This window comes from Endozoicomonas sp. ALC013 (genome assembly GCF_049310205.1).
GTDB lineage: Bacteria > Pseudomonadota > Gammaproteobacteria > Pseudomonadales > Endozoicomonadaceae > Endozoicomonas.
Genome location: NZ_JBLYNS010000255.1, coordinates 1 through 3,963 on the forward strand (window position 1 = coordinate 1; position 3,963 = coordinate 3,963).

Here is a 3,963-nt window from a genome sequence, read left to right on the forward strand (position 1 = left end):
GCAGCCAGTAATCGTCTACCTGCTATCATGACTCAGAACCATTTTCACAATTCAGAATAGATGTTCTTCTCCAACCATTGTCGTTTATAGACAGTTCAGCAAAATGAACTTCTGAACAGAACAGCAGTCTTCTTTTTATATTTTCATGAATTAATGAAATTTAATTATGGATAGAAGTTCTGCTGGTATCAGTGGTAAATACGCAAGATCAGATAATTATTATAACCGACCGGGTGGCCATGCCGCTTCTTCAAGGCGTGGACGATATAGACATGCCATGGTCAGGCAGTGGGATGATACCCCACGCAATAACCCGGGGCGTAATAAATTTTACCGTTCTTCTGACGCATGCCCTTCTCAACATCTACTGCGCCGTTCAGTAACCCCTGCTCAAGATTTTAATGCGCTCATCAAACAGGAAGTAATGGATGATCTGTTGAGAAAATCGGATCGTTTCGGTCATCGCTATGATGGGAGACATCACGGTCGATATGCCAGTTCAATTAAAAAATACACGTTAGCTGCTAAAAGACCGTTAAATCGAGCCGAACAAAGCCAGCTGATACATTTACTGCAAAATTTCACAGTAACACGGAGTTGGAATTGGCGAAGCCTGACAACAACACTTCATTCATTGACTTCAGCGGGTGTTTTTACCCCTCATAACCCCGTGGATCAGCGTATTAAGCTCACTCAAGCTGCCTTATTGTCCACGCTTCTTGATGCAATAATATTCAAGTGCAACCAAAAACCTCAAGCCAGGGATATTGATGCCCTGGGAATCGCCAACCTGCTGTGGGCCATGGCGAAACTGGTGGACAACGGGCAGAAGCAGACACCGGAGTTCAAAGAGGCCGTGGCCGCCCTGCTGCCCCACGTGAATGCACAGAAAGACCAATTTATTCCTCTGGGTATCGCTAACCTGCTGTGGGCCATGGCGAAACTGGTGGACAACGGGGAGTGTACACCAGAGCTCAAAGAAGCTGTGCCCACGCTGTTGCCCCATGTGAACGCACAGAAAGACCAATTTAATACCCAGAATATTGCCAACCTCCTGTGGGCCATGGCGAAACTGTCGGACAACGGGCAGAAGCAGACACCGAAGCTCAACGAGGCCGTAGCCGCGCTGCTGCCCCACGTGAACGTACAGAAAGACCAATTTATTCCTCAGGGGATCGCCAACCTGCTGTGGGCCATGGCGAAACTGGTGGACAACGGCCAGGAGCAGACACCAGAGCTCAACGAGGCCGTGGCCGCGTTATTGCCCCGGGTGAACGCACAGAAAGCTAACTTTAAACCACAGGAAATCGCCAACCTGCTGTGGGCCATGGCGAAACTGGTGGACAGCGGGCAGGAGCTAACACCAGGGCTCAACGAGGCCGTGGCCTCGCTGTTGCCCCATGTGAATGCACAGAAAAACCAACTTAATGCCCGGGACATTGCCAACCTGTTGTGGGCCATGGCGAAACTGGTGGAAAACGGGCTGGAGCGAACACCAGGGCTCAACGAGTCCCTGGTCGCGCTGTTGCCCCGGATGAACGCACAGAAAGACCAATTTAATGTCCAGGATATCGCCAACCTGCTGTGGGCCATGGCGAAACTGGTGGACAACGGGGAGTGGACACCAGGGCTCAACGAGGCCGTGGCCGCCCTGTTGCCCCTCGTGAACGCACAGAAAGACCAATTTAACGCCCAGGGCATTTCCAACCTGTTGTGGGCCATGGCGAAACTGGTGGAAAACGGGCTGGATCGGACACCAGGACTCAACGAGGCCCTGGCCGCGCTGTTGTCCCGGGTGAACGCACAGAAAGACCAATTTAATGTCCAGGATATCGCCAACCTGCTGTGGGCCATGGCGAAACTGGTGGACAACGGACAGGAGTGGACACCGGGTCTCAAAGAGGCTGTAGCTACAATGTTACCCCATGTAAGCGCACAGAAAAAACAATTTATTCTTCAGCATATTGCCAACCTGCTGTGGGCCATGGCGAAACTGGTGGGCAACGGGCAGGAGCGGACACCAGGACTCAACGAGGCCGTGGCAGCGCTATTGCCCCAAGTGATCGCACAGAAAGCTAACTTTAAACCACAGCAAATCACCAACCTGCTGTGGGCCATGGCGAAACTGGTGGACAACGGGCAGGAGCGGACACCAGAGCTCAACGAGACCATGGCCGCGTTGTTGCCCCACGTGAGCGCACAGAAAGCCAACTTTACACCACAGGGTATTGCCAATCTGCTGTGGGCCATGGCGAAACTGGTGGACAACGGGCAGGAGTCGACACCAGAACTCAACAAGGCCGTAGCCGCGCTGTTGCCCCACGTAAACACACAGAAAGCTAACTTTAACCCACAGCATATCGCCAACCTGCTGTGGGCCATGGCGAAACTGGTGGACAACGGGCAGGAGAGGTCACCAGAACTCAACAAGGCCGTAGCCGCGCTGTTGCCCCACGTAAACACACAGAAAGCTAACTTTAACCCACAGCATATCGTCAACCTGCTGTGGGCCATGGCGAAGCTGGTGGACAACGGGCAGAAGTCGACACCAGGACTCAACGAGGCCCTGGTCGCGCTGTTGTCCCGGGTGAACGCACAGAAAGACCAATTTAATGTCCAGGATATCGCCAACCTGCTGTGGGCCATGGCGAAACTGGTGGACAACGGGCTGGAGCAGACACCAGCGCTCAACGAGGCTGTGGCAACGCTGTTGCCTCACGTGAACGCACAGAAAGACCAATTTACTCCTCAGCACATCGCCAACCTGCTGTGGGCCATGGCGAAACTGGTGGGCAACGGGCAGGAGTGGACACCAGAGTTCAAAGCGTCCGTGGCCGCGCTGTTACCACATGTGAGCGCACAGAAGGCTAACTTTAAACCACAGGGTATCGCCAACCTGCTGTGGGCCATGGCGAAACTGGGTGAACTCGTTGAGCTGAACGTGGTTACCTCTATCTTCAAATCGCTTGTCCACAAAATCAGTGAAAACCCTCAGTTCTCTCAGCAAGATATATTAATGTCTCTCTGGGGCGTAATGGTATGCTGTGCCAGGTTGTCTCTGGTCTCCAATGCCAATAAAAACAACGTGCTTGAAAAGCACATGGATGACCTGTTTACTCGCCTGAAAAATACCCCCCCGGACAATGAAAAGGATCAACGCGTCATTGCCATGGCCGCCAGTTGGCTTGGCAGACCGTGTCCGATCGCCCCCCATTACCAGACAACCATTTCAAAACCTCAATCCGACTTCCGCAATCAACTCCAATCATGTATGCCCTCTTTGAAGATTGAAGAAGAAAAGAGTTTGAACTCATTACCTCCGGTTGACCTGTTACTGCCAGATCACAACATGGTGATTGAAATTCAGGGACCGTTTCATTACGTGAGTAACGATTTCAAAACCCGGAATGGTTCAACTCTGCTTAAAATTGCTCTGCTGCAAAAATCAGGATTTGAGGTCATTGAAATCCCGATTAACACGCTTTGGAGCTCGGATTCAATAAAACGATGTATTGATCAAATAAAGACCAGGATAAACACCCAACCAAAAGGGCATGGCTCTGAATCATTTAACAATCCAGAGTAGTTGTTCTTCTCCAACCACTGGCGTTTATAGACAGTTCAGCAAAATGAACTTCTGAGCAGAACCGCAGTCTGCTTGTTATATTTTCATGAATTAATGAAATATAATTATGGATAGAAGTTCTGCTGGTATCAGTGGTAAATACGCAAGATCAGATAATTATTATAACCGACCGGATGGCCATGCCACTTCTTCAGGACGTGGACGATATAGACATGCCACAGTCAGACAATGGGATCATCCCCCCCGCACTGCGCCGGGTCGCAATGAATTTTACCATTCTTCTGGCACACGTTCTTCTCAACATCTACAGGGGCGTTCAGTAAACCCTGCTCAGGATTTTAATGCCCTCATCAAACAGGAAATAATGGATGATCTGT

2 protein-coding genes are annotated in these 3,963 nt (G+C 50.9%); both read left to right on the forward strand.

Annotation, left to right across the window (positions count from 1 at the left end; translation table 11 throughout):
* The first annotated feature begins 166 nt into the window (after nt 1-166).
* Nucleotides 167-3,586, forward strand: coding sequence for a DUF1601 domain-containing protein (locus ACO6V1_RS22750; protein ID WP_422463643.1), 3,420 nt, complete (start codon nt 167-169; stop codon nt 3,584-3,586).
* A gap of 106 nt (nt 3,587-3,692) precedes the next feature.
* Nucleotides 3,693-3,963, forward strand: a 271-nt coding sequence (locus ACO6V1_RS22755) for a hypothetical protein (RefSeq protein ID WP_422468765.1), incomplete at its 3' end; no start/stop codon positions are given.

What these genes read in the sequence shown, in the direction of transcription:
- ACO6V1_RS22750 (WP_422463643.1), top strand. Translation starts at nt 167, where the DNA reads ATGGATAGAAGTTCTGCTGGTATCAGTGGTAAATACGCAAGATCAGAT.